This is a genomic window from Bradyrhizobium sp. CCBAU 45384 (assembly GCF_028128665.1).
Lineage (GTDB): Bacteria > Pseudomonadota > Alphaproteobacteria > Rhizobiales > Xanthobacteraceae > Bradyrhizobium > Bradyrhizobium manausense.
This window is the reverse complement of sequence record NZ_LBIZ01000032.1, coordinates 1-625: the sequence shown is the minus strand read 5'-3', so window position 1 is coordinate 625 and position 625 is coordinate 1. Positions and strand designations below refer to the sequence as shown.

The 625-nt window shown below is 63.8% G+C and carries 1 protein-coding gene; it reads left to right on the top strand.

Translation table 11 applies throughout. The features are described 5' to 3' along the window. The coding region (locus XH80_RS02875) for an MFS transporter (protein ID WP_271597247.1) at nucleotides 1-625 on the top strand (625 nt) is incomplete at both ends.

Here is a 625-nt window from a genome sequence, read left to right as displayed (position 1 = left end):
CCCCTGCCTTTGCCCGCGAGGAGGGGCGGGGAGAAACGCCGCGCTCGCCCATCGTTCAGGCCATCAAGCTGAGCTGGCCCGACATGCTCAGGGTCATCTGCATGGCGCTGATGAATGTCATCCCAGTGGTCGCGACCATCTTCGGTGCCGCCTATGCGGTGCAGCCGGCCTATGGCATCGGTTTTGCCAAGGACGTCTATCTGTGGATCCCGGTCCTCGGAAACATGCTGGCCATCTTCGTCATTCCCTTCGTCGGCAATCTGTCCGACAAGGTCGGCCGCAAGCCTCCCATCGTCGTGGGCGCGCTGCTCTCCGGCCTGCTCGCTTTCGGCTATCTCTATGCCATCAGCATCAAGAGCGTGCCGCTGGCGATCGTGCTGTCGCTGTTGATGTGGGGTGTGGTCTATCAGGGCTACAACGCAATCTTCCCGAGCTTCTATCCGGAGCTGTTTCCGACCCGCACCCGCGTGTCGGCGATGGCGATCTCGCAGAACATCGGCACCACCATCACCGCGCTGCTTCCGGCCCTGTTCGCGACCGTGGCGCCTCCCGGCTCCGCCAACATTCCCTTGACGGTGGGGGCGATCGCCTTCGGCATCACGGTCATCGCGGCGCTGGCAGCCGT